The following is a 24,675-nucleotide window of genomic DNA, read 5'->3' on the forward strand; positions in this document are numbered from 1 at the left end:
CTGCGGGGCTATATTCAACTCAACTTAACCGCATGAAAAGTAGATCAACTACTTATCCCTGCAATTCACGAGCAACCACTCGTCGCACCACAAGTGTCGCACTTCTCACAAGTACCATTCCGAACCATCGTGAAGTTCTGGCACTCGCCGCACATGTTGCCGGTATAACCCTGCGCAATCGAGCGTACACGGCGTTCGGCTTCTTTCTTCTTGGCTTCCGTCTTGGCCGATGCTGCGTCTGCGGCGGCTTTGTCGGAGAAGAGGGCGGTTGCGGCCTGTTCGGATTCGGTGACGAGGCTCTCTTCGGCGATTTCCTCTGCTAGTTCCTTTGCGCGTTCCTCATAGTCACGCTTGAAGGCGATGACTTCTGAAGGTGAGGCGGCGATGGCTGGTTCCAGCTTGCGGACCGTATTGCCGGAGATCGATGTTACGTTACCGGAAGCGCGGGCAGGGGCGGCGGTTGCCGAACCCTTTGGTTCGGACGAGTTGGCACGTTCGCTACTTGTGTTGGACACCAGAGTTGGCTTGTAACCGCGCGTCCAGCCGGTGGAAACGAGGTTGGTCTTGCCTTCTTCGATGCCCTTGCCGAGTGCCGTCTGCGAGAAGTCCGACGTATCCACATGGGCCAGATCGTGACGGCCGAGGTAGGAAACGGCGAGTTCGCGGAAGACGTAGTCGAGGATCGAGGTGGCGTTCTTGATGGCATCGTTGCCGATGACCATGCCGGCTGGTTCGAACTTGGTGAAGGTAAAGGCCTCCACATATTCTTCCAGCGGCACGCCATATTGCAGGCCAAGCGAGATGGCGATGGCGAAGTTGTTCATCATCGCACGGAAAGCAGCGCCTTCCTTGTGCATGTCGATGAAGATTTCACCGATGCGACCATCACCGAATTCGCCGGTGCGCAGGTAAACCTTGTGTCCACCCACAGCTGCCTTCTGGGTATAACCCTGACGGCGATTCGGAAGCTTTTCACGCTCGCGAGAAACGACGCGCTCCACAACACGTTCGATGATCTTTTCAGTCAGCGTCACGGCCTGAGCCGCCTGTGGCTGGGCGATCAGATCTTCCAGCGCATCTTCGTCCTCATCGTCTTCGACCAGCGAAGCGTTGAGCGGCTGTGACAGCTTGGAACCATCGCGGTAAAGGGCGTTGGCCTTCAGTGCCAGCTTCCAGGACAGCATATAGGCTGCGCCGCAATCCTCGACCGTTGCGTCATTTGGCATGTTGATGGTCTTGGAAATCGCACCCGAGATGAAGGGCTGCGCTGCCGCCATCATGCGGATGTGGCTTTCGACCGAGAGGTAACGCTTGCCGATCTTGCCGCATGGGTTGGCGCAATCGAACACAGGCAGATGCTCGTCCTTGAGGAACGGTGCGCCTTCCAGCGTCATCGCGCCGCAAACATGCACGTTGGCCGCTTCGATGTCCTTTCTGGAGAAACCGAGGTGCTCCAGCAGGTTGAAGCTCATGTCGGAAAGCTGCTCGTCGGAAACCTTCAGGGTGTCCTTGAGGAAGTCGGCACCGAGTGTCCACTGATTGAACACGAACTTGATGTCGAAGGCGGCTTTCAGCGCGCCGTTGACAGCTTCGATTTTCTCATCAGTGAAGCCCTTGGCGCGTAGCGTCGAAGCGTTGACGGCAGGTGCCTGGTTCAGGTTGCCGTGGCCGACAGCGTAAGCTTCGATTTCGGCGATCTGGCTTTCCGAGTAACCGAGCGAACGGAGGGATTCCGGTACAGCGCGGTTGATGATCTTGAAGTAACCGCCACCGGCCAGCTTCTTGAACTTTACCAGCGCGAAGTCAGGCTCGATGCCGGTCGTGTCGCAATCCATGACGAGGCCGATTGTGCCTGTCGGCGCGATAACGGTGGTCTGGGCGTTGCGGTAGCCGTGCTTTTCGCCGAGTTCCAGAGCCTTGTCCCATGCGGCAACCGCGTGGGTGATCAGGTCCGGGTCCGTGCAATCGGCATGGATGAGCGCAACCGGGTTGACCGACAGGCCCTCGTAACCATAGGCCAAGCCCTGGGCGGCGCGGCGGTGGTTTCTGATAACGCGCAGCATGCTGTCGCGGTTCGGTGCAAAGCCCGGGAAGGGGCCAAGCTCACCAGCCATTTCGGCAGATGTTGCGTAGGAAACGCCCGTCATGATGGCGGTCAAGGCACCGGCAATCGCGCGGCCTTCATCGCTATCGTAAGGAATGCCGGACGACATCAGGAAGCCGCCGATATTGGCATAGCCAAGGCCGAGCGTGCGGTATTCGTAGGAGCGTTCGGCAATTTCCTTGGATGGGAACTGCGCCATCATGACCGAGACTTCGAGAACGACGGTCCACAGGCGAACGGCGTGTTCGTAATCGGCAATGTCGATGGTCTTGGTCTTGGGGTCCTTGAACTGAAGCAAGTTCAGCGAAGCAAGGTTGCAGGCCGTGTCATCCAGGAACATGTATTCCGAGCAAGGGTTGGATGCGCGGATAGGGCCAGCGGCTGGCGATGTGTGCCAGTCGTTCATGGTGGTGTTGAAGTGCAGGCCTGGGTCAGCTGATGCCCAAGCGGCGTGGGAAATCTTTTCCCAGAGATCGCGGGCTTTCAGCGTCTTCATGACCTTGCCGTCCTTGCGGGCGGTGAGGTTCCAGTCGCCATCATTCTCGACGGCGCGCAGGAAGTCATCCTTCAAAGACACGGAGTTGTTGGAGTTCTGGCCCGAAACCGTGAGGTAGGCTTCCGAATCCCAATCGGTGTCGTAAGTCTTGAAGTCGATATCCTTGTAGCCCTGCTGGGCGAACTGGATGACGCGCTTGACGTAGTTTTCAGGCACCATGTCCTTCTTGGCAGCGCGGATTTCGCGCTTCAAAGCAGGGTTCTTGGCAGGGTCGAAGCAATCGCCGTTATCGGCTTCACAATTGACGCAGGCCTTCATGATGGCCTTGAGGTGCTTGGCAACGATCTTGGAACCGGTAACGAGAGCGGCAACCTTCTGCTCTTCGTTCACCTTCCAGTCGATGTAAGCTTCGATATCGGGGTGATCAGCATCGACGACGACCATCTTGGCCGCACGACGGGTGGTGCCGCCGGACTTGATGGCGCCGGCTGCGCGGTCACCGATCTTGAGGAAACTCATGAGGCCGGAGGAGCGACCGCCGCCCGACAGCTTTTCGCCTTCGCCGCGCAGATAGGAGAAGTTGGAGCCGGTGCCGGAGCCGTATTTGAACAGGCGTGCCTCACGCACCCACAGGTCCATGATGCCGCCTTCATTGACCAGATCGTCTTCGACGGACTGGATGAAGCAGGCATGTGGCTGCGGGTGTTCGTAGGACGACTTGGACTTGGTCAGCTTGCCTGTGAAGGGGTCGACATAGAAGTGTCCCTGGCCGGGGCCATCGATGCCATAGGCCCAGTGCAGGCCGGTGTTGAACCACTGTGGAGAGTTCGGCGCAACGCGCTGGGTGGCCAGCATATAGGCAAGCTCGTCGCGGAAGGCGAGGGCGTCTTCTTCTGTGGAGAAATATTTGCCCTTCCAGCCCCAGTAAGCCCAGGTTCCGGCAAGACGCGAGAACACCTGACGGGCATCGATTTCAGAGCCGTAACGCTCGTCTTCGGGAATGTCCTTCATGGCCTTTTCATCGGCAACCGAACGCCACAGGAAGGAAGGAACGTCGTTTTCCTCAACCTTCTTCAGGATTTTCGGCACACCGGCCTTGCGGAAATATTTCTGCGCCAGAACGTCGGTCGCGACCTGAGAGAACTGCGCGGGAACGTCGATATCCGCCAGGCGGAAAACGATGGAGCCATCCGGGTTCTTGATCTCGCTGATACCCTTGCGGAATTCTATCTCCGCATAAGGAGACTGGCCGGGCTTGGTAAAGCGACGTTCAATGCGCATTTTATGGTCCTCGTTTCGTGGCACCCGTGAACAGGGCGCAAAAATTCTCTCCCGCGTCGCGCCTCGTACGCGCCGCCGGTTTTCGCCGATCTAGGTGGGATGGTCATCCGCAGATGCTACCCCTGTATCTCGTGGTGATTTCGGCTGCAATGATACTGTTCAATACTATATATAGTATTAACAGCCTTTTGTCGCCATATATCCCGCATCATGTTTTTGGCGGAAAATCCAGTTCACAAACAGGCCTTTACGCTCCACCCCCTCATGGTTGAAACGCAGGCAAACGCGTGAACTGAAACTGAAAAGAACCCGAGGTGAGACACCCGATTCTGTTGCCGCCGCAACATGAATACACCTTGGGAAAATGTGGTGATTCCGTCAAGGCCTAGTTTGAAAGGGTTTGTTAACTACCAGATATTGTGTGCACGGGCTGTGGAAAACGGGGAAAGAAAAACCCGCTATAAAAATCAGGCACTTGAGTGGCGGGATAAATTTCGTGCCGGATTTTCCTTACGTAACGGAAGGCCGGTTTTGCGCGGTTTTTAGAGGTGCGGCAAAAAGGCGACACCCCAAGTTTTACACATTCCTACAACATGATTTCCCATGATAATCACAAGCTCTGGGGTGTGGTCACGTGCCTATCGCTCATGCCGCCGCTGGCTGTTTCGTCGGAAGTGTCATGGCAAAGACGCCACCGACGACGAGGACGAGACCAACCCATACCGTCGAAGACAGGCTTTCTCCGAGAAATATGACGCCTATGCCGACACCGATCGGCACGCGCAGATAGGCCTGTGCCGTGGTGCCCACCGAACCAAGCGTGTGGATGAGTCGGAAATAGATGACGAATGCCAAAGCGGTGGAAAACACAGAAAGCGCCAGGAGAGCAAAAAGCGAAGACGTCGATGGCGATAGCGTCCAGGGTCGGTCGATCACAAGGCTGAGCGGTGCCAGCATGATCGCCCCGCACAATAGCGAGCCCGCTGCCGGCATCATCGGGTCAAGCCCTTTGAAGTTTTTGCCGAAAATGACGGCACCGGCATAACACACGCTGGCGGCAACGACGGCGAGCTGCGCCAGCAGTTCCTTGCCCACGCCATTGAACGCCTGCACACCGACGATCAACACGATGCCGCTGAAGCCTGCGGCAATCCCCAATATCTTTCGCCCATTGACGGGTTCATGACGAACGAGAAGTGCCGTCAGCAAAAAGGCAAAGACCGGCGTGGTGGAGTTGAGGATGACAGCAAGCCCGGCATCAGTGGTGGTTTCTGCCCAGGCAATCAGCGTGAAGGGAACGGCGGTGTTGAGACCGGCCTGAATGAAAAAGCGTCGCCATATGGCGGGATCGCGTGGCAAGCGTAGCCCACGAATGCGCAGGACGATGAGAAGTACGGTTGCAGCAAGCAGCGTTCTTGCCGCAATCAAGGTGATTGGCGGTATGGTGGCCACGCCCAGTTTTATAAAGGTGTAGGCGGCACCCCACAGTGTGGCGAGGGTAAGAAGAAGCGCGAATTCTTTTGTCATGTTTTTGTCGGCGGGCATGTTCTGTCCTTGGGCTCGCAGGTGTCTACGAGCGGTGGTAGCCGCAAAAGCGGCAAAGATGCTTCGGCCGTGACCGAAATGTGTGTGACTGACAAAGCGAAACCGCGCTGTTATGTTGGCTTCATGACAAATTTTGCTTCCGGTATTGCAATCGCCGAAGTTGCCAGCCTCCTTGGCGACGCAGCCCGCGCCAATATGCTCTCGGCACTGATGGGCGGGCAAGCCCTGACGGCGGGCGAATTGGCGCGCCACGCCGGTGTAACCGCGCAAACCACGAGCGGCCATCTGTCCCTGCTGGCAGACGCCCAACTGGTGACGCTCGAAAAACAGGGGCGGCACCGTTATTACCGTCTGGCATCGCAAGAAGTGGCGCAGGCCATCGATGCGCTGATGGCCGTCGCATCTGCAGGGCCTAAACGTTACCGGCCCGTCGGCCCGAAAGATGAGGCGCTACGCACGGCCCGAACCTGTTATGACCATATGGCGGGCAAACTTGCCGTGAGCGTTGCGGACGCCCTGTGTGAGAAGTCCTACGTCGCCTTGTCCGACGGTGCCGCGTTGGTAACGGAGGAAGGCCAAAAGTTCTTCTGTGACTTCGGCGTCGACCTCAAACCCGACAACGTTTCGAAACGGCCGCTTTGCCGGGCCTGTCTGGACTGGAGCGAACGGCGGATGCATCTGGCTGGAAAGCTGGGCGCGGGGTTGCTCGACCGTTTCACCGCGCTGGGCTGGGTTGCCCGCATTTCGGAAACGCGGGCTTTGCGCGTCACGCCAGCGGGCGAGGTGGGTTTTCGCACCACATTCGGATTGCCGTTGGAGTGGCGATTGTCGTCGCCCGCCGAAACAAAAAATGACGGCTGCGAGAGCCGTCATTTGTGAGTTTATCCGCGGGAGCCTTTCGCGATTGGCTCCTGATAGGTGAAGCCCAGATCCCATGGGAAGTAGATCCACGTATCCTGGCTGACTTCTGTAATGAACGTATCGACTGTCGGTACGCCCTTCGGCTTGGCATAGACGCAGGCAAAATGTGCCTTGGGCAACATTTCACGCACTTCGATGGCAGTCTTGCCGGTGTCCGTCAGGTCGTCGATCACGAGGATGCCTTCGCCATCTTTTTCCATCAGCTCGGGCGAAATGCCCTTGAGAAGCATCGTGTCGCCCTGGTTGACGTAATCATGGCGCGTGGCGATGCAGACCGTATCGATGAGGCGGATATTCAGTTCGCGCGAAATGATCGCCGCTGGCACAAGGCCGCCGCGAGTGATGCAGACAATGGCGCTGAACTCCTGGTCCAAGCCTGCCAAGCGCCATGCAAGGGCGCGGGCATCACGGTGAAATTGATCCCATGAAACGGGAAAAGCTTTATCTGGAAGGGACATGAGGTGTCTGCCATCTGGTCAAAATTGTCGATGGCTTTGGCTAATAGCGGCAAGAATGCGTGAAAAGCAAGCGGATCACGCAGTTCTAAAACGGTTTCTAACGCCACTGGGGAGAATGTCGCCGGCTGATCTAGATGCTTTTATCTGCAAATACGCCGATCACCGTGTTGCGTCCCGCGTCTTTGGCTCTGTAGAGCGCGGTATCTGCTCTGCGCAGCAATTGCTGCAAACGTTCATCGGTCGCGGCTTGCACCACACCGAAACTGCAGGTGATGCGGCCCTTCGGTAGAGGATCGAGATAGCTGGCCTCGAAAGCGACGCGCAGGCGTTCGGCGATGTTGATAGCATCTTCGCCAGAGGTGCGCGGCAACAGGATGCAGAACTCCTCTCCACCGATACGCGATGCAAGATCATAGGGTCTGAGGGAATCCTTCACGATCTCGCCCACGATCATCAAGACATTGTCGCCGACATCGTGACCGTAATCATCGTTGATCTGCTTGAATCGGTCCAGATCGAACAGGACGAGAGACAGAGGTTCATTCGCCCGTTCGGCCTGAGATTGCGCCGCCGGCAACTGTTCCGTCAGCCAGCGACGATTGCCAAGGCCGGTCAGAAAATCCGTCGTGGCTTGGTGCTTGAGCTTCTTAGTAAGCTCTTCCACCTGCCAAAGCATGGATTTGGCCGCATCGGTAACGATGGCGATTTCATCGGCACCGCTGGAGGGAAGTTTCAGAACGCTTTTATCCTGCGGATATTTCATCAGAGCTTCGGCCAGATGGTGCAGCGGCCGGATGAAGCGCCAGATGGCGAATAGACATATCGCGGTGCCGATAAGCGTTGCACCCAATATCAAGGAAAACACAGGCACAGGCCCGGTGTCGAAACCGCTCAGCAGGTGAATGATCAGAGCAATCAGCGGAACGTGGACACTTAAAAATGAAACCAGAAAAATTTTCGCAATCAGAGACCGTCGAAGTGTCGGCATTATCTGTCGTTTCTCTGATCGCATGGTCAACCTTCCGTAGTCTCGATAATTCTTAATTAGAAATCTGCGTCGAAAGAAAGCAATTCGATGGCGAGAAGGGCATTACTTCGTCATTTGAACACGCAATTTCAATCCAAGATGTCGAATTCGGCATTTAAGGCTGATTTTTGATCGATGGGAACTACCATAAGCGGTACCCGCGTCCTTTATAACGCGACCTCTCAAATTGCTGGCGCGCAAGGCTGCGAACAAGCAGTCTGGGTGTCATGAAACGCCGTTGCTCGGACATGACGATTGATCGACCAACCGGGAATTAACGAGTTCCAAGCGCACGAAACGGCGTTGCCGGGAAAAATAAGCCTCTGTTTTGAATGGATAATCCTTGTTTTCCAAGGGCTGTAAGACAGTCCGTCATTTTTTTGTCAAAAGGCGCACTTTCCCGCTTGCGGTATCGAAAACCTCTGACTATAAGAGCGCCACACCACAAGTGTACGCGCCCTTCGTCTATCGGTTAGGACGTCAGATTTTCATTCTGAAAAGAGGGGTTCGACTCCCCTAGGGCGTACCACTTCTCCTAAAAAAATCCTCATTTTTATCGTACTTCGCACATTGATGCTGGTCGCTGTTCCGTTTCTGGATCATGCGCAGTTTGAATGTGGGGAGCTATGGTCGTGCGGATTGTTTTGATTGGCGGCACATCCCACGCCGGCAAATCGACACTGGCCGAAACCGTCGCCACGCAGCTGGATTGGCGTTTCCTGTCCACCGATAGTCTCGCCAGACACCCCGGACGTCCATGGCGGGATGTGCCTGACATGCCGCCGCCGCATGTGGTTGAGCATTATCGCGATCTTGAGGTGGATGCTCTGATGCAATCGGTACTCCACCACTATGATTCGATGTGGGGTGCACATGTTTTGCCATTGATAGAAAATGAGGCCGGTCTCGTAGTGGAAGGCTCGGCCTTGCTGCCCGCTAGGATCGCCCCGCTTCTGTCGAGCGATGTTCAGGCGGTCTGGCTGGTTGCATCCGATGACCTCATCGAGCGCAGAATCAAATCGGAAAGTGGATATTCATCCCGCGACGGCGACAGCCAGTTCCTCATCGAGAAGTTTGTGAGAAGGGCGCTTGCGTTCAACGGCTTCATCGCGGGGGAGGTCAGCCGTCTTAATCTCAGAAAAATCGACATCGATTCCGACAGCGAGAGTCATGCCCTTCGTTCGCGATTGCTCGATGCATTGCGTTCAGATAGCTGAGCGTCGTTGTTTATCGATTGAGTTTCGCAGTTGACCCCGCGCGCCATAACGCGATTGTACGTCTGACATCTTGGAGGAGATATCAGTGACATCAAGCATACCATTTTCCCTTGTCGGGATTGATCACGTCGTTCTGTTGGTTGATGACATGGACAAGGCGCTGCGTTTTTATCATGAAGTGATGGGCTGCCGCCCCGGCTACACCTATCCAGCGCTTGGCATGGAGCAAGTGTGGTGCGGCGCTTCGCTCATTGTGCTGTGGGACATAACGCATCCCGGCGGGCAGAAGGCGGCACCCCCTGTAGCAGGCGGGCGAAATGTCGACCATATCTGCATCGCAACAGGGCCTTTCGAGCATGACGCGTTGCGCGCGCATCTGGAAAGCCACGGCGTTACCATTCATCGTGAGGCGATGCATGGCGGCGCGCGCGGAATGGGGCACTCCTTCTATATATACGACCCGTTCGGCAACATGCTGGAAATCAAGGGACCAGCTGAATATCCAGACGGGCGTGTGTAAGCCGGCAGGTCACGGTGGATTGATGATGTCGGGTGCAACCGCGATACGCGTGTGGCGTTGTCTTCGAATCCTGACCCCCGTGGAGCTCGCGATGAACCGTATCATTCAATCCCTTACCGCCGCCGTAGCATTCTCTTGCCTTAGTGCTTCTCTCATTGGCGAAGCCAAGGCAGAGCCAGCCGTGGCGCAAACCGATCGTTCGCATTATCAAGGCAAATGGCTGGAAATCGGCAGAACGCCCATGTGGCTGACGGATGGCTGCGTAGCAGGTTTCACGGTCTACAAACCCGGTAATGCACCCAATCAAGTTCTGGTGCAGGACGGGTGTCGCGAGGGTTCTCCGCAAGGGAAGCTCAAGACTATCGAGGGTATCGGCACTTTGACCGACTCGAAAACGACAAAGGCCAAGCTAAGGGTCCGCTATCCACTGCTGATCACCTTCAATTATTGGGTTCTGTACAAGTCTCCAGACCGCAGCTGGTTCATCAGCGCAAATCCCGACATGAAAAATCTCTGGATTTATGCACGCAGCGTGCCGTCCAAGAGCAAGTTGGCAGTGATGGTGAAAAAGGCGAAAGAACTCGGGTATGATGCAAGCAAGCTTGAGTTTCCGAAGTTCTAACGTCTTGCAAATTGCCCAAACAAAAATGCCCGCGTTATCCGCGGGCATTTCTTTTAGAACGATGTCAGCGATTATTCGATAACGGTTTCACGGCGTCTCTGGGTGTGAGCAGCACCGATGTTGCCACCGAAGAGAGCTGCGACAGCACCAAGCAGCAATGCGCCAAAGGCCACATAGGAGCCGGCGGAAACAGCAGTGGCTGTCGCCTGTGCGGCTTCAGTAGCGCGGACCTTGGCCTGCTCGACGGCCTGCTTGTACTGGTTTTCATAGTTGGTAACCTGCTGGCGAGCCTGATCGACAGGGATACCCTGAGCGCGGGCCAGAGCGTCGGCAGCACGGTTGCGTGCATCTTCAGCCTGAGCCTGATCGCCCGTCAAGGCAGCACGAACAGCGCTGACTGCCGCATCACGCAGAGCCTGCGGATCGTTGCCGCCACTTGCCTGACGAATGCTCTGTTCGATGGACGAAACAGGATCGGAAGCTGTTGCGAGCGATGGTGCAGCTGTGGTCGCGGCAGTTGCGATGGTCGAGCCTGCACCAGAGAACACGCTTGTTACGCCGGAGAAAGCACCGCCGACAAGCGCGCCGACGGATGTGGTCAGCAGATAAAATACGACTAGCGTCGTTACGGCCCAAGATGTCAAACCATGCAGTGCGCCAGTGGTACGAGCGGCGCGGCCAGAGAGACGGCTTGCAACGTAAGCGCCGATGAAGGCTGCGATAATGCCGCTGACGATCATCCATACGATGGAGCCAATGGAGAGCGATGTCGCAGTTGGCGTATCGTTCTGTGCGGGGTCTATAACGCCGGCACCGATTGCAAGGCCGAGAAGGTTGAGGATGAGGTGCAAGGCAAGCGCGATTGCGACACCGGCAAATATGCTGCCCCAAGAAATATTCGTAGTCGATTCCCTTAATACAGGAGCACGAATGCCTGTTTGGGATGCTGTATACACGGTCTGATCAGTCATTTCGCTCTCCTGTTACACAACGCTATTACGCGTCTGCGGCTGAAACGAGCGGGTTATCGGTTTGTTCCGCCACCAAACAGGAAATTCCAATTGTTTTTACAAAAGATAATGATCATTATAGCTGAATATTTTCAACCAATTGGGGTTTTTATTGCGTCGCGAAAGAATAATATCTGCCGATGAGCTCAGTGGGTAATCGTTTTACGCATTTTTCCCGCGATATCCTGAATATACTGCCACGCCACACGGCCAGACCGGCCACCACGGGTTGTAGCCCATGCTAAAGCCTCATGATGAAGTGTCTCACGAGCAAGGCCAAGGTCGAAATAGTCGGCATAACCATCAATCATCGTCAGATAGTCTTCCTGGCTGCATTTGTGGAAGCCGAGCCACAGACCGAAACGATCCGACAGCGAGACCTTTTCCTCGACCGCTTCGGATGGATTGATGGCGGTGGACTGCTCGTTCTCCATCATGTGGCGTGGCAATAGATGGCGACGGTTGGATGTTGCGTAGAACAGCACATTGTCTGGACGTCCCTCTATGCCGCCATCCAGCGCAGCCTTGAGTGACTTGTAGGCCGTATCATCATGGTCGAAGGACAGGTCGTCGCAAAAGACGATGATGCGATGATCCGAAGACTTCATGATATCCATAAGGGCGGGGAGTGTGTGGATATCTTCGCGGTGGACCTCCACGAGCTTCAGCGAGATGCCACTCGAAGTCCGCACGTCTTCGTGAACGGCTTTGACCAGCGATGATTTGCCCATGCCGCGTGCACCCCACAACAACACGTTATTAGCCGCAAAGCCTTCGGCAAAACGCGCAGTGTTTTCGTGCAGAATGTCGCGGACATGATCGACACCGCGAATGAGCTGCAGCGCGATACGGTTGGGGCGGGCGACAGGCTGAAGCCAGGCATTGGCGGGCACCCAGACGAAACAATCCGCACTATTCCAATCATTTACGGCAGGCGGCGGGCCGGCCAGTCGCTCCAGAGCATCGGCCAGGCGTCTTACTTCAGTAAGCAGAAGTGTATTCGTTTCTTCCGACGACATCATAAAGTCTCCTGCAAACAATCCGTGGCGCGCGTGATGCGGCATAAAACTAGATTTTCTGCGGGTTAGCATGGTGTTTGTTGCCTTGAAAGGTTATGAGGCGTGGAAACGGTACGGCGCACGGCGTCTGTCTGTTGCATTCTAAGGAAGCGCAACTATATTCCGGCGGCTTGAAAGCCGGCCAGTGGCTAAGACTGCGCCCGAAATCTGAGGAGTTTTTTATGTTTATCAGCCAAGCTTTTGCCCAGGACGCGACGGGCACACCGTCTGCATTCGGGTCTGGCCTAGAGATGCTGTTCCTGTTCGCCCCGTTGATGGTGGTCTGGTACTTCTTCCTGATCCGTCCGCAGCGCGCACAGTTGAAGAAGCGTCAGGAAACGCTGACGGCCATTCGCCGTGGTGACCAGGTCGTTCTCGGCGGCGGCATCGTTGGCAAGGTGACCAAGGTCATCGACGACACTGAGCTGGAAGTCGAAATCGCCGATGGCGTCAAGGTTCGTGCATCGCGTACCTATATTGCAGAAGTGCGCGTCAAGGGTGAGCCGGTGAAGACCGAAGCCCCGGCAGCCGCTAAGTAATAGCCGCTTCCATAATAAAAAGCAGGTTGCGGCAAACGCAGCCTGGGTTCTGACACCCAACCCTGACCGAGACCTAAATGCTTCATTTTTCCCGCTGGAAAACAGCCTTTATCTGGCTTGCCGTGCTTATAAGCGTCGTTATCGCTTCTCCAAACCTGTTTACCGACAAGCAGCTGGAAGGCATGCCGAACTGGTACAAGGATAATAAGGTAACGCTAGGTCTCGACCTTCAGGGCGGTTCCCACATCATGCTCAAGATCGAGCGTTCCGATATCGTAAAGGAACGTCTTGAAACGATCGTCGGCGATGTGCGCACCCAGCTGCGTGATGCCAACATCAAATATTCGGGCCTTGCAGGCAATGGCCAGCAGGTTCAGGTCCGCATTACCGATCCTGCTCAGTACGAGGCTGCAAAGACAGCACTTCGCGATCTGACGCTGCCGGTTTCATCCGGTACCCTGGTTGGCACCTCCATTACGGAAGTGACCATGAGCGATGCGGGCGACAGCCTGCTTCGTCTCAACCTGACGGATGACGGCATCAACTATCGCCTGTCTTCTGCCGTCTCGCAGTCCATCGAAGTCGTTCGTCGCCGCGTCGATGAAGTCGGCACCACCGAGCCCTTGATCCAGCGTCAGGGTTCGGACCGCATCATCGTGCAGGTTCCAGGCTTGCAGGACCCGCAGCGTCTGAAGTCGCTTTTGAACCAGACCGCGAAGCTGTCCTTCCGCATGGTCGATACGTCCATGCCGGTGCAGGAAGCGCTGAATGGTCGCCCACCTGCAACGTCCGAGGTTCTGTATTCGCAGGACGATCCACCGGTTCCCTATCTGGTGGAACGCCGTGCGCTCGTTTCCGGCGACAACCTCGTCGATTCGCAGGCAAGCTTTAACCAGCAGAACAACGAACCCGTCGTCACTTTCCGTTTCGATAGCCGTGGCGCACAGCGTTTTGCCCAGGCAACGCAGCAGAATGTCGGCAAGCCATTTGCGATCATCCTCGACAATCAGGTTATTTCCGCACCCGTGATCCGCGAGCCGATCATTGGTGGTTCCGGCCAGATTTCCGGTAACTTCTCCGTTCAGGGCGCAAACGACCTCGCGGTCCTGCTGCGTGCCGGTGCGCTTCCTGCCACTTTGACCGTGGTCGAAGAACGCACAGTCGGTCCAAGCCTTGGTAGCGACTCGATCAATGCCGGTCTGATGGCCAGCGCCATCGGTGCCATTGGCGTCGTGATCTTCATGTTCGTTTTCTACGGCTTCTTCGGCCTGCTGGCGAACATCGCGCTGATCGTCAACATCGTCATGCTGCTGGCTGTGCTCAGTATCATCGGGTCGACGCTGACATTGCCGGGTATTGCCGGTATCGTTCTGACGATCGGTATGGCCGTGGATTCCAACGTTCTGATCTATGAGCGTATCCGTGAAGAGGTGAGGAGCGGGAAACCGTTGATCTCATCGCTGGAGAACGGCTTTACACGCGCCTTTGCAACAATCATCGACGCCAACCTGACGACGTTGATCGTCGCCAGCGTGCTGTTCTATATGGGCACCGGCCCGGTCAAGGGCTTCGCCGTAACGCTTGCCGTCGGTATCGTCACCACCGTCTTCACGGCTTACACGCTGACAGCCTGGCTGTTTGGCGTATGGGTTCGCCGTAGCCGTCCGAAGCACCTTCCGAATGGTATCCGCACCGCCATATTCGACGGTAAAGACTTCCCCTTCATGCGTTATCGTCGCTACGTTTTCATCTTCACCGGTGTGGTGATGCTGGGATGTATCGGCGGTTTCGTCACCAAGGGTCTGAACCTCGGCATCGATTTCCAGGGCGGCTCGGTCATCGAAGTGAAGGCAAAGCAGGGCGATGCCGATATTGCAGATATTCGTGACCGTCTAAGCCAGCTCAACCTCGGCGAAATCCAGGCGCAGGGCTTTGGAACACCACAGGACGTGTTGATCCGCATTCAGGCGCAGGAAGGCGGCGAGAATGCCGAACAGTCTGCCATTACGCTGGTGCGTGGCGAGCTTGAGGACAAGTACGATTTCCGCCGCGTGGAAGTGGTCGGCCCCGCCGTTTCCGGTGATCTGACCTTCACCTCCACGATTGGTATCGTTCTGGCCATGGTTGCCATCATGGGCTACATCTGGATTCGCTTCGAATGGCAGTTCGCGCTGGGTGCGATCATTTCGATGGTCCACGATGTGGTGTTCACCATCGGCCTGTTCGTCTTCCTGGGCATAGAGTTCAACCTCACCAGTATCGCGGCGATCCTGACGATCATCGGTTATTCGTTGAACGATACCGTCGTCATCTATGACCGTATTCGTGAAAACCTACGGCGTTACAAAAAGATGCCGTTGTCGATGATCATCGACGTTTCGCTGAACCAGACCCTGTCGCGTACGATCCTGACGGGTCTGACCGTTATGCTGGCGCTGCTGTCGCTCTACCTGTTCGGCGGAGAGGTCATTCGTTCCTTCACCTTCGCCATGCTATTCGGTGTTGGTATCGGCGTCTTCTCGTCGGTCTACATCGCAGCGCCGGTGCTGATCGCCTTCAAGCTGCGTCCAGGTGGCAATGATGCCGAAGACGATAAGGCCGATGCCAAGCGTGACGCTATCGGCGGCAAGCCCGCCGTCTGATGGCAAGTGGTATAGAAATACGCCCGGCCCATTTTCCCGGCCGGGCACCCATCGATGCCTATGGCAATTACGGGTTTCGTTTTGCCGACATGTCGCATCGCGGTTCGCTTCTTTGTCTGCCCTCCGGCATTCACGGCTGGAGCGTTGACGACGCAACAAAGCTGGCCGTCGAAGACATCTCCAAGGTTATCGAGCAAGCCGGTGACATTGAGTTTCTGTTGATCGGCACTGGCGATTCCATGCGCGTTATTCCAAAAGAGCTGAGAGCAGCTTTGAAGGAAGCCGGTATTTCCGCCGATTCGATGAGCACCGGTGCGGCAGTGCGGACCTACAACATCATGCTTTCGGAATCCCGCGCCGTTGCGGCAGCACTGATTGCCGTCGAAGGCTGAAAGAGCGAATAGTCATGGCGGAACAGATGGCGGACAAGGATACGTGCCTGACCATGTTGCGTGATCTGGATCGCGATCGCTATCTCGCATGCCTTCTTTCGCCGGAAGACAAACGCCCGGCACTCGCGGCACTTTACGCGTTCAATGCTGAAATCGCCCGAATTCGTGATCTTGTCCGCGAGCCGCTTCCCGGTGAAGTGCGGATGCAGTGGTGGCGTGATCTCCTCGAAGGCACGCCGCATGGCGAAAGTCTGGCAAATCCCGTTGCTGCAGCGCTTTTAAACGCGATCGACACACATAATCTTCCGCGCAAGACCTTGATCGATATGATCGAGGCGCGGATTTTCGACCTTTACGATGACGTTTTTGAAGATCGCAATGCTTTGGAAGGCTATGCCGGGGAAACGGCGTCAGCGCTGATCCAACTCGCCAGCATAGTGCTGTCTCCCGCAGATGCGGTGACCAGTGCGTCAGCCGCGGGCCATGCGGGTGTGGCGCAGGCCATGGCTGGTATGCTGCTGTTGATGCCGCTGCACAGGCGGCGAGGGCAGGTTTATATTCCACTCGATATGCTCGCCGCGGCCGGTCTGGACCGGGAGAGTTTTCTGGAAGGTAAGGATACGGCGCGGATCGCTGTTGCCATCGAGATATTCTGTGTGCATGCGCTGGATCATTTGAAGAAAGCCCGGCAGGGAGAGATACCGAGAGCCGTTTTTCCGGCGTTCATTCCGGTGTCTCTGGCCGGTCGTGTGATTGGAGATGCGAGGCGGGCAGGGGCTGATCTGTTTGAGCAGGATATCCAGCCCTCTCAGCTTCGCCGCCAGTGGCTGCTCGGGAAATCCTCATTCCTGCGACGGTTTTGACAGGCTCAATATTCGCGCAAGGCTTGGTGGTTAAGAACCGGCACTTATGAGAGTGTCACGTCCCATCAAGAACAGCCGCACGGAGCGACGTCTATGAACCCCGCAATCTGGATCGTCATTCTCTTTCCTGTCGGCATGCTTGGCTATTACCTGTTGCGCATGAGGCGGGATCCCGACGAGGACGATCGTCACGATACGGGGCAGGCGATCCTTGATTTCGCACGGGCCTTTCCCACAGAAGCAATTCGTAGTCTGCACATGACCATTGATGGAAATGCCGTGTTCGTGCGTTTGCATGACAACAAGGCCGGGTTCATGCGCAACATGGGCAAGCACCACGCCTGCATGCTGCTTGATCCGGAGCGTATTCAGGTGGAGCATCTGGAGACCGGTGACGGCTTCGTGGTGACCTTTATAGACACACCAAAATACAGCGGTGCCTACCGGTTCAAAACGGTGGGAGAAGCCGCGGAAGTCTCGCTATGGCTGCTCGGCAGCTATCTGGAAGCTGCCGAAATTGATCCAGCCGCGCCCACTCGTCAGGCAGCCGAAACGCCCGATTCGACGCCGTCTCCATCTGCCTCCACCTGAGCGAAGACAGGCGCTGGAACACCAAGCCAGGCGGCGCAATCCGTCAGCGCGCGCACGGCCATCAACTGGCGTTTCATGATGGTCTTGTCTTTACCGCGGAAGCGCTTGACGCCTTCCGGCTTGACGATGGAGCCGGGTTCCAGATCGGGGAACAATCCAAAATTGACGTTCATTGGCTGGAAGGAGCGCTTGCCCGGTTCTTCGTCGGTTGACAGGTGGCCGCCTGTGATGTGGCTCAGCAGTGCGCCCAGCGCGGTCGTGGCCGGAGGCAGGTTGACCTGCTCACCCTTGCGCTCCGCACTGGCGAAACGCCCCGTCAGAAGACCGATCGATGCGCTCTCCACATAGCCTTCGCAGCCGGTGATCTGACCGGCGAACCGTACGGATGGGCGCGATTTCAGTCTCAGAGACGGATCCAGCAGGCGCGGCGAATCGATATAGGTATTGCGATGCAGGCCACCGAGTCGCGCAAATTCGGCATTTTCCAATCCCGGAATCATGCGGAAAATATCCGCCTGTGTGCCGTATTTCAGCTTCGTCTGGAACCCGACCATATTGTAGAGCGTGCCAAGCGCATTGTCCTGCCGAAGCTGGACGACGGCATAGGCCTTGACGGTTGGGTTATGAGAATTGGTCAGGCCCATGGGCTTCATCGGGCCATGGCGCAACGTTTCGCGTCCGCGCTCCGCCATGATCTCGATAGGCAGGCAGCCATCAAAATAAGGCGTGCCTTCCCATTCCTTGAAGCCCACCGTATCACCGGCCACAAGTGCGTCGATGAAGGCGTTGTACTGCTCCTGATCGAGCGGGCAGTTGATATAGTCTTTGCCGTTACCGCTAGGGCCGACCTTGTCGTAGCGCGACTGGTACCAGCAGATATCCATATTGATGCTGTCACGGTGGACGATGGGAGCGATAGCGTCGAAAAAGGCCAGCGCATCCTCGCCGGTCTCGGCCTGAATGGATGCAGCAAGAGCGGGTGAGGTCAGCGGTCCAGTCGCGATGATTGTGTTGTCCCACTCCTTCGGCGGCAGGCCGGAAATTTCCTCTCGGACTACAGTCACCAGCGGATGCGCTTCGAGTGCCGCCGTCACCGCTTCGGCAAAGCCATCGCGGTCCACGGCAAGTGCGCTACCGGCCGGCACCTTGTGTTTGTCGGCGCATGCCATGATCAGCGAACCCGCAAGCCGCATTTCCGCATGGATGACGCCAACGGCATTGGCTGTCGCGTCGTCGGATCGGAAGGAATTTGAACAAACGAGTTCCGCCAGCGAATCGCCCTGATGCGCATCCGTGCCGCGCACGCCGCGCATCTCATGCAAAATAACGGGAATGCCAGCCTGGGCAATCTGCCAAGCGGCCTCTGAACCGGCCAGGCCACCGCCGATGACGTGAATGGGAGAATAGGTCTTGTCTTGCATCGCGCACTCGCACCGCCACGCAGCACTGGAGTGCATTCAGGCGGACATGTTTGTGTGGTTTGAAAGCCGGTCCTTTTCAGGAGGCAATTTTGCGGATGCACTACCACGGGAGAGGGTGGAGGCCAAACTTTTTCGGTGATGGTAGTGGGAGCACGGAACGATAAGGCCGTCACCCTCGGGCTTGTCCCGAGGGTCTATCCACGTTGAATGTTGGGGTTCTTCAGATCCTCGGGTCAAGCCCGAGGATGACGGACTTAGGCGAGGTGCAACAGACCTAAGCCCGCAGCACCACGTTGTCAGGGTCGAACGGGCTTTCGCCGACGACTTCCGCATCATAGAGATCGCCGAGAATCTTGATCTTGAGCTTCGTGCCGATGGCTGAGTGATCTGGCGATAGCATCGCAAGTGCCAGCGACTTGCCAATACGCCAGCCGAAGCCGCCGGAGGTGGCGCGACCGACGACCTCGCCTGTGGCGTCGTATATCGCTTCCGAGCCGCGCGTATCGACCGTTGTATTTCCTGTCACCACGAGTGTCGAGAAAATCCACTTCAGGCCCTGTTCCTTGCCAGCCACCACGGCATCACGGCCGATGAACTGTTTTTCCGGCTTGATGAAGCGGTCGAGGCCTGACGTGTAGGCGTTATATTCGACGGAGAGTTCGCGGCCCATGTTGCGGTAGGATTTTTCCAGCGACATGGAGACCATCGCACGAATGCCGAAAGGCTTGATGCCGAATTCGGCACCGGCTTCCATCAGGCGGTCGAAGATATAGGTCTGCATTTCGATTGGGTGATGCAGTTCCCAGCCAAGCTCGCCGACGAAGTTGACGCGCAGTGCATGGGCCGTTGCCACGCCAACCGAGATTTCCTTGGCGGTCAGCCACGGGAAATCCTTGTTGTCGAGGCTTGTGCGGGTCAGCTTTTTCAACACCTCACGGGACTTGGGGCCGGCCAGCGCCAGTACGCCGTATTTCTGCGTAATCGGCTGCAACACGACGGAGCCATCGGTCGGCGCAAGGCGTCTCAAGACGTCATGGTCATGGGTTTCCAGACCACCGGCGGAGACGAGGTAGAAACGGCCCGGTGCCCATTCATAGACCGTGAACTCCGCCTTCACGCCGCCATCCTTTGTCAGAAGGTGCGTCAGCGCGATGCGTCCACGTTTCTTGGGAATGGCGTTGGCGAGGATCGAGTCCAGCCATGTGCGTGCGCCGGGGCCGGCGACTTCCATCTTGGCGAAGGCCGACATATCCAGCACGCCGACATTTTCGTGGACGTGTTTCACCTCATTGCCGACATGCTCGAAATAATTCGAACGGCGGAACGACCATTTTTCGACGATGCGGCCATCATCCAGAGCAGGCGCGTGGTTGTGGTTGGTGATGACGTCAGCCCCGACGCCGAGCTCCTCAGGCTTCAATGAGTAACCTTCCGGCACGAACCAATTGGCGCGCTCCCAGCCATAGACGGAGCCGAAGACACCGCCGAGCTTCTTCAAGCGATCATAGATCGGTGTCGTCTTAAGGGGGCGGGCGGCGGAGCGTTCTTCATCCGGATAGTGCATGGTGAAAACGTTGGCATATGCTTCTTCGTTCTTTGCGATGAGGTAGCCTTCTGTCGCGTAGGGGCCGAAGCGGCGCGGATCGACACCCATCAGGTCGAGCGTCGGTTCGCCATCGACAATCCATTCCGCCAGCTGCCAGCCAGCGCCACCAGCGGCGGTGATGCCGAAAGAGTGACCTTCGTTTAGCCAGAAATTCTTGAGGCCGGGGGCAGGGCCGATAATCGGGTTACCGTCGGGTGTGTAGGCGATGGCGCCGTTATAAACTTTCTTGATGCCGACTTCGCCAAAGGCAGGAACGCGGGCAATAGCCGCTTCGATATGCGGCATCAGCCGGTCGAGCTCTTCCTGGAACAGCTCGTATTCGCTCTGGTCCGAGGGACCATCGACATAACAGACGGGTGCGCCGACCTCGTAGGGACCAAGAATGAGGCCGCCTGCTTCTTCGCGCATATACCAGGCGCTATCGGATTCGCGCAGAACACCCATCTCCGGCAGGCCCTGTTTGCGACGTTCCAGAATGGCCGGGTGCGGTTCGGTGACGATATATTGGTGCTCGACCGGAATGACGGGAATGTTAATGCCCACCATTTCACCGGTCTTGCGGGCGAAGTTGCCGGTACAGGAAATGACGTGCTCGGCAATGATCTCGCCCTTATCCGTCGTCACCTTCCAGTGACCATCATCAAGCTGCTCCAGCGCGGTGACTGACGTGTTGCGATAGATGGTAGCCCCACGGTCGCGCGCGCCCTTGGCAAGCGCCTGCGTGAGGTCTGCTGGCTGGATGTAGCCATCGTCAGGGTGCTGGATCGCGCCGAGCAGACCATCGGTCTCGCACAGCGGCCAGACCTCTTTGACCTCTTCCGGTGTCAGCATCTTGACGTTGACGCCGATGGTTTCGGCAATGCCGGCGTAATACATGTATTCGTCCCAGCGATCCTTGGTGCGGGCGAGACGAATATTGGAGACCTTGGAGAAGCCGACATTCATGCCGGTTTCTTCCTGAAGCTCCTCGTAGAACTTCACCGAATATTTGTGGATCTGGCCAACGGAATAGCTCATGTTGAACAGGGGCAGCAGGCCTGCGGCATGCCAGGTGGACCCGGATGTCAACTCCTTGCGCTCGATCAGAACAGCATCGCTCCAGCCCTTCCTGGCCAGATGATAGAGCGTCGAAACACCGACGACGCCGCCACCGATCACCACCGCCCGCGCATGTGTCTTCATGATGCAAGTCCCCTTAAGGCATTTTTGCCCGCTTTATGCGGGCTTTATCGAACCAGTTTGGGCCAGACTATGCAATGTCGCACCGTTGCTCAAACGCCTGATTACGACATGCAAAAGGCTCGCCGCGACGGCGAGCCTTTTGACGTTTTTCAATTGCGGGACGGTGCTAATTCCGCTTGCCTCCAGCGGACTTCGCAGCTGGCTTGTCTTGGCTTTGCCCATCCGTTTCTGCGGCTTCATTTGCCGATGGTTCTCTTGCCGTCGAAGTTGCTTTCGACACGATCGCCTTCTCACCTTCTTCCGACATGATGGCGGACAAAAGCTTTGGGTTGGCCTGACCATCCACATGGATGTTGACGTTGCGTTGCGGCGTAGCAATTTCGATGCCCTCTTCACGGAACCTTGTGAGAATGGCCATGCGCAAACTGTTTTTGACCGTGAGGCCGTGCGATAGATCGGCCAGATGAAAACGCAGCTCGAAATCCAGCGAGAAATCACCGAAGCGCAGGAATTCTACATGCGGTTCAGGGTTGCGCAGAACCGGCGTCTGCTTTTTCACCAGTTCCAGCAGAATATCCATCACGCGCTGCGGATCCGTCTCATAGGAAACGGAGACAGGAATTTCGGCCCGCTGGATGCGGTTTCTGTGGGTCCAGTTGCCGACGGAGGAATTGATGAATTCCGAGTTGGGAACGATGATCGATTGGCCTCGGAAGGTTTCGATCTCGGTCGCGCGCACGGACAGCCGCTTGACTGTGCCTTCGACAGTACCCGTCACCACCCAGTCGCCCACCTTGAAGGGGCGTTCGACCAGAAGAATGAGGCCGGAGACGAAGTTCGACACGATGTTCTGCAAGCCGAAACCGATACCCACCGACAAGGCGGAAGCAACGAGCGCGAGGCTTGAAAGATCAAGTCCGGCGGACGAAATGCCGAAGATGGCCGCAACGACGACGCCGAGATAGCCGATGCCGGTTCCAACAGAGTTGCGCACGCCGGCATCCACCTGGCCGCGTGCCATGACGTTTCTGTCCAGCCATTTCTGGAACCAGCGTGTAATGGCATAGCCGACGACGAAAACGAAAATACCGGTGATGATGCTGATGAGCGATATGGATGTCTTGCCGATCGAGAAGCCGGTCAGCAGGCGATAGGCCCAGCTTTCGATGTCGCCAGGCTGGAAGCCCCAGGAAAACAGAACGAGGGGCACGCCGAACGCCAGTGCTGCGCAGTAAATCCCAAGCCCTGCAGCCAGACCGGCTTGGTCCAACGGCACGGGGCCAAGCCCGAAACGTCTGCCGAGGTAGCGGCCCACCAGTGTTTCTGCAAAGACACCCTGTTTGGAAATGGCGCGGCCCGAGAGAATGCCGATATACATGGTGGCTATGACAGCGCCGGTCGAGACGATTTGGGTGGCCAGAAACCGAGCCAGACCGACATAACCGGTAAGGCACGCGCCAATCAACAACAGTCCACCGAAACGCAGCAGCGCAGAAAGCCAGCGCGGCATGCGTTGATCACGTCCATCCCCGTCGATATCCGTGCTGGCCAGCGGCTTTACGAATGACAGAGCAAACAGAATGATGCCGATGATGATGGATGCGACGAAGCTTTTTGCGACTGTCAGGATCAACGGAGAGTTCAGAGTTTCACTGATGGTGCTGAAGAGATAGTCGAGACCGTTGACAAGCGACATGACGAGCATGGCCGACGAGATGATGTGCGCACCACGCGTGGACACGTTGAGGAGACGCCATTCCGGCTGTGTCGGCGAAAAGATCGCGTATGTCAGTCGCGACACGAAATAAACGAAGGCGACGATATACATCGCGACGAAAAAGATCGGAGCGATGTCCGGTCGCAAAACACCGAAATTATCGAGAAGAAATGCCGACGCCGACATGAACAGGAAGACGGACATGGACTGGACCAGTGTAGACCAGAACGCCACCGACAAACGCCGCAAATAGGATGGCTCACCCGAAAAGGCGCGCCGTTCCATCCTGTGTCCCAGCAGTTTGTACCCGCCGACCATGAACAGCAGCGCGGCCATGACGGAAAGCGTAACGGCACCGAACATCGACACGCGTTTGTAATTCCAGACGAATATCGCCCAACCGGTCATCGAACTGCTGAGCGAGGCAATCTCGCCGCCGAATTCCTTGCCTGCCTCCGCCAGAACCGGCAGCGAGATTTCCGTGCGCTTGAACAGCGTGGCGGCAAACAGCTGTCGGCGAAGGTTGGTGATGGTGTTGGAAAGGCGGGCGGCGTTGGCAGATACGTTTTCCGCATCACCCAGCACCGCGTTGATCTGGGACTTTTCCGCATTCAGTTTCGTGCGCTCGTCGGTGACGACACTGGCTTCCGGTGGCTGACCTTCTTTGGGTGGCTCCCCCAGCGAGGTGATGCGAGTGCTGATTTCGTCAAGTCTCGTGCGAAGGTGACCAACGGTGGCGGCGGCGTTGCCCGCGAGATCGTCTGCTTTGCCTTTCAGATCGACCAGCTTGGTGTCGTCATTGTCCTTGTTGTCGATCTGTTGGGTGATATCGGCCAAGCTGGCCTTATCTTTTACAAGCCGGGCTTCTGCTCTCTGCGCAACGGGTAGGGCCGCATCTTCGCTGATCTGGTCTGGCATCTGTGCCAGAGCCATCTGTGCCGGAGCTATCCAAAGGGCCACAAAAGCAAACAGGATCGGCAAGAGCCGGTACTGCCGTATTGATGATGTCATTGTGAATGCCCTTCTGATCTTTCCGAATCGCTGCGCGACGTTAGCTCGCGAATAAAAGGTTTCAAGGTGGTCAGCGCACGACACCACCTTGAAGAAAACATTAGAATCGCCAAATATGATTGTGTAGCAACCTAGGAGGAAATCATGGAATCTGCAGGTATTGGCTGGATCGCCGCAATCATCATTGGTGGCATAGCCGGTTGGCTCGCCGAACAGTTCATGAAGAGCAATATGGGTGTTTTCATGAACATCATTCTGGGAATCGTGGGTGCGATCGTCGCCAACGCGATTCTGGCGGTATTCGGCGTGGTCCTCACGGGCTGGATCGGATATCTTATCGCAGGCTTCATCGGCGCATGTATACTGATTGCCATCGCAAGGGCTTTCAGGCGTTGATAGGGTAAAAAATGATCCGGTCGTAAAAAGCCGGGGCCTCAAGGCTTTTCCAGCGT

19 protein-coding genes and 1 tRNA gene are annotated in these 24,675 nt (G+C 56.7%); 11 read left to right on the forward strand and 9 right to left on the reverse strand.

Annotated features, from left to right (window positions below; all coding sequences use genetic code 11):
* Window positions 1-65: 65 nt before the first annotated feature.
* Entirely contained in the window at window positions 66-3,881 is a 3,816-nt protein-coding gene (locus CPJ18_RS14640; RefSeq protein WP_103659178.1) for a vitamin B12-dependent ribonucleotide reductase, read from the reverse strand.
* Window positions 3,882-4,526: 645 nt separating this feature from the next.
* Window positions 4,527-5,426, reverse strand: coding sequence for a DMT family transporter (locus CPJ18_RS14645; protein ID WP_103659179.1), 900 nt, complete (start codon window positions 5,424-5,426; stop codon window positions 4,527-4,529).
* A 123-nt stretch (window positions 5,427-5,549) separates the two neighbouring features.
* Here CPJ18_RS14645 and CPJ18_RS14650 point away from each other — a divergent pair, with 123 nt between their 5' ends.
* Entirely contained in the window at window positions 5,550-6,305 is a 756-nt protein-coding gene (locus CPJ18_RS14650) for an ArsR/SmtB family transcription factor (RefSeq protein WP_103659321.1), read from the forward strand.
* Between the two features lie 2 nt (window positions 6,306-6,307).
* Here CPJ18_RS14650 and gpt read toward each other — a convergent pair whose 3' ends face one another.
* Window positions 6,308-6,805: a xanthine phosphoribosyltransferase gene (gene gpt / locus CPJ18_RS14655; RefSeq protein ID WP_077106790.1), complete on the reverse strand. Its 498-nt coding sequence runs from the start codon at window positions 6,803-6,805 to the stop codon at window positions 6,308-6,310.
* 130 nt (window positions 6,806-6,935) lie between these two features.
* On the reverse strand, window positions 6,936-7,793 hold the full coding sequence (locus CPJ18_RS14660; RefSeq protein WP_167397908.1) for a GGDEF domain-containing protein: 858 nt from the start codon (window positions 7,791-7,793) through the stop codon (window positions 6,936-6,938).
* Between the two features lie 493 nt (window positions 7,794-8,286).
* On the opposite strand from CPJ18_RS14660, the gene CPJ18_RS14665 reads away from it, so the two are divergent.
* From CPJ18_RS14665 to CPJ18_RS14680, 4 genes are all read left to right on the forward strand, one after another.
* A tRNA-Glu gene (locus CPJ18_RS14665) sits at window positions 8,287-8,361 on the forward strand.
* Between the two features lie 103 nt (window positions 8,362-8,464).
* A complete protein-coding gene (locus tag CPJ18_RS14670) occupies window positions 8,465-9,049 on the forward strand; it encodes a nucleoside/nucleotide kinase family protein (protein ID WP_146258689.1) in 585 nt (194 codons plus the stop codon).
* An 85-nt stretch (window positions 9,050-9,134) separates the two neighbouring features.
* A complete protein-coding gene (locus tag CPJ18_RS14675; RefSeq protein ID WP_245445413.1) occupies window positions 9,135-9,569 on the forward strand; it encodes a VOC family protein in 435 nt (144 codons plus the stop codon).
* A gap of 91 nt (window positions 9,570-9,660) precedes the next feature.
* Window positions 9,661-10,191: a lipocalin family protein gene (locus CPJ18_RS14680; RefSeq protein ID WP_103659183.1), complete on the forward strand. Its 531-nt coding sequence runs from the start codon at window positions 9,661-9,663 to the stop codon at window positions 10,189-10,191.
* A 71-nt stretch (window positions 10,192-10,262) separates the two neighbouring features.
* Here CPJ18_RS14680 and CPJ18_RS14685 read toward each other — a convergent pair whose 3' ends face one another.
* Window positions 10,263-11,162, reverse strand: coding sequence for a TIGR04086 family membrane protein (locus tag CPJ18_RS14685; protein ID WP_103659184.1), 900 nt, complete (start codon window positions 11,160-11,162; stop codon window positions 10,263-10,265).
* 185 nt (window positions 11,163-11,347) lie between these two features.
* Complete coding sequence (locus CPJ18_RS14690) at window positions 11,348-12,220, reverse strand: ATP-binding protein (RefSeq protein WP_103659322.1); 873 nt, start codon at window positions 12,218-12,220, stop codon at window positions 11,348-11,350.
* Between the two features lie 221 nt (window positions 12,221-12,441).
* On the opposite strand from CPJ18_RS14690, the gene yajC reads away from it, so the two are divergent.
* The 5 genes from yajC to CPJ18_RS14715 all read left to right on the forward strand — a co-directional run bounded on the left by yajC (window position 12,442) and on the right by CPJ18_RS14715 (window position 17,286).
* Window positions 12,442-12,798: a preprotein translocase subunit YajC gene (yajC, locus tag CPJ18_RS14695; protein ID WP_077106806.1), complete on the forward strand. Its 357-nt coding sequence runs from the start codon at window positions 12,442-12,444 to the stop codon at window positions 12,796-12,798.
* Window positions 12,799-12,875: 77 nt separating this feature from the next.
* Window positions 12,876-15,440, forward strand: coding sequence for a protein translocase subunit SecDF (secDF, locus tag CPJ18_RS14700; RefSeq protein ID WP_077120768.1), 2,565 nt, complete (start codon window positions 12,876-12,878; stop codon window positions 15,438-15,440).
* Window positions 15,440-15,832, forward strand: coding sequence for an Mth938-like domain-containing protein (locus CPJ18_RS14705; protein WP_077120770.1), 393 nt, complete (start codon window positions 15,440-15,442; stop codon window positions 15,830-15,832). The genes secDF and CPJ18_RS14705 overlap by 1 nt, the downstream gene beginning before the upstream one ends.
* A 14-nt stretch (window positions 15,833-15,846) precedes the next feature.
* Window positions 15,847-16,695 (forward strand): phytoene/squalene synthase family protein, encoded by an 849-nt coding sequence (locus CPJ18_RS14710; protein WP_103659185.1) that lies wholly within the window; start codon window positions 15,847-15,849, stop codon window positions 16,693-16,695.
* 93 nt (window positions 16,696-16,788) lie between these two features.
* A complete protein-coding gene (locus CPJ18_RS14715; RefSeq protein ID WP_244554428.1) occupies window positions 16,789-17,286 on the forward strand; it encodes a hypothetical protein in 498 nt (165 codons plus the stop codon).
* Here CPJ18_RS14715 and trmFO read toward each other — a convergent pair.
* The 3 genes from trmFO to CPJ18_RS14730 form a co-directional block, all read right to left on the reverse strand.
* Window positions 17,235-18,707 (reverse strand): methylenetetrahydrofolate--tRNA-(uracil(54)-C(5))-methyltransferase (FADH(2)-oxidizing) TrmFO, encoded by a 1,473-nt coding sequence (trmFO, locus tag CPJ18_RS14720; protein WP_103659186.1) that lies wholly within the window; start codon window positions 18,705-18,707, stop codon window positions 17,235-17,237. The two genes, CPJ18_RS14715 and trmFO, sit on opposite strands and share 52 nt — an antisense overlap.
* A gap of 274 nt (window positions 18,708-18,981) precedes the next feature.
* On the reverse strand, window positions 18,982-21,495 hold the full coding sequence (locus CPJ18_RS14725; RefSeq protein ID WP_103659187.1) for a GcvT family protein: 2,514 nt from the start codon (window positions 21,493-21,495) through the stop codon (window positions 18,982-18,984).
* Window positions 21,496-21,661: 166 nt separating this feature from the next.
* Complete coding sequence (locus tag CPJ18_RS14730; RefSeq protein ID WP_167397909.1) at window positions 21,662-24,223, reverse strand: mechanosensitive ion channel family protein; 2,562 nt, start codon at window positions 24,221-24,223, stop codon at window positions 21,662-21,664.
* A gap of 144 nt (window positions 24,224-24,367) precedes the next feature.
* Between CPJ18_RS14730 and CPJ18_RS14735 the strand changes: the two genes are divergently transcribed.
* On the forward strand, window positions 24,368-24,619 hold the full coding sequence (locus tag CPJ18_RS14735) for a GlsB/YeaQ/YmgE family stress response membrane protein (RefSeq protein ID WP_077120778.1): 252 nt from the start codon (window positions 24,368-24,370) through the stop codon (window positions 24,617-24,619).
* Window positions 24,620-24,675: the final 56 nt, after the last annotated feature.

Origin of the sequence: Agrobacterium rosae (genome assembly GCF_002915175.1) — a bacterium.
Classification (GTDB): Bacteria; Pseudomonadota; Alphaproteobacteria; order Rhizobiales; family Rhizobiaceae; genus Agrobacterium; species Agrobacterium rosae.

Coding starts and splice junctions, on each gene's coding strand:
- CPJ18_RS14680 (WP_103659183.1), top strand. CDS start 9,661: ATGAACCGTATCATTCAATCCCTTACCGCCGCCGTAGCATTCTCTTGC.
- CPJ18_RS14730 (WP_167397909.1), bottom strand. CDS start 24,223: ATGACATCATCAATACGGCAGTACCGGCTCTTGCCGATCCTGTTTGCT.
- secDF (WP_077120768.1), top strand. CDS start 12,876: ATGCTTCATTTTTCCCGCTGGAAAACAGCCTTTATCTGGCTTGCCGTG.
- CPJ18_RS14710 (WP_103659185.1), top strand. CDS start 15,847: ATGGCGGAACAGATGGCGGACAAGGATACGTGCCTGACCATGTTGCGT.
- CPJ18_RS14705 (WP_077120770.1), top strand. CDS start 15,440: ATGGCAAGTGGTATAGAAATACGCCCGGCCCATTTTCCCGGCCGGGCA.
- CPJ18_RS14715 (WP_244554428.1), top strand. CDS start 16,789: ATGAACCCCGCAATCTGGATCGTCATTCTCTTTCCTGTCGGCATGCTT.
- trmFO (WP_103659186.1), bottom strand. CDS start 18,707: ATGCAAGACAAGACCTATTCTCCCATTCACGTCATCGGCGGTGGCCTG.
- CPJ18_RS14690 (WP_103659322.1), bottom strand. CDS start 12,220: ATGTCGTCGGAAGAAACGAATACACTTCTGCTTACTGAAGTAAGACGC.
- CPJ18_RS14660 (WP_167397908.1), bottom strand. CDS start 7,793: ATGCCGACACTTCGACGGTCTCTGATTGCGAAAATTTTTCTGGTTTCA.
- CPJ18_RS14650 (WP_103659321.1), top strand. CDS start 5,550: ATGACAAATTTTGCTTCCGGTATTGCAATCGCCGAAGTTGCCAGCCTC.
- yajC (WP_077106806.1), top strand. CDS start 12,442: ATGTTTATCAGCCAAGCTTTTGCCCAGGACGCGACGGGCACACCGTCT.
- CPJ18_RS14725 (WP_103659187.1), bottom strand. CDS start 21,495: ATGAAGACACATGCGCGGGCGGTGGTGATCGGTGGCGGCGTCGTCGGT.
- CPJ18_RS14645 (WP_103659179.1), bottom strand. CDS start 5,426: ATGCCCGCCGACAAAAACATGACAAAAGAATTCGCGCTTCTTCTTACC.
- CPJ18_RS14735 (WP_077120778.1), top strand. CDS start 24,368: ATGGAATCTGCAGGTATTGGCTGGATCGCCGCAATCATCATTGGTGGC.
- CPJ18_RS14640 (WP_103659178.1), bottom strand. CDS start 3,881: ATGCGCATTGAACGTCGCTTTACCAAGCCCGGCCAGTCTCCTTATGCG.
- CPJ18_RS14685 (WP_103659184.1), bottom strand. CDS start 11,162: ATGACTGATCAGACCGTGTATACAGCATCCCAAACAGGCATTCGTGCT.
- gpt (WP_077106790.1), bottom strand. CDS start 6,805: ATGTCCCTTCCAGATAAAGCTTTTCCCGTTTCATGGGATCAATTTCAC.